The following is a 236-nucleotide window of genomic DNA, read 5'->3' on the forward strand; positions in this document are numbered from 1 at the left end:
ATAGTGCGTAAAAGATCGACTAGTTCGGTTTTATCCTTTAAATGCAGTGTTTTAACTGTATCTGCATCTGTATATAGAGGAATAAAAGTGATCATGTAAGGAATCTTTTTCTCTTTTAGTAATTCAGCTATTTCTTTTAATTGTTTTGTATCTGCGGCTGGATGAACGTCCTCATGACGTATATAATCCTCTACTTTATTTGTCGTTGGCTTTTGTCCAAAGTAAGAAAATAACTT

Annotated in this window: 1 protein-coding gene; it reads right to left on the minus strand. The window is 32.6% G+C overall.

What is annotated here, in order from left to right:
- Nucleotides 1–236, minus strand: a 236-nt coding sequence (locus JDS99_RS31535; protein ID WP_199696546.1) for a DUF2334 domain-containing protein, incomplete at both ends; no start/stop codon positions are given.

The sequence above is a fragment of the Bacillus cereus group sp. N6 genome (genome assembly GCF_016483705.1).
GTDB lineage: Bacteria > Bacillota > Bacilli > Bacillales > Bacillaceae_G > Bacillus_A > Bacillus_A wiedmannii.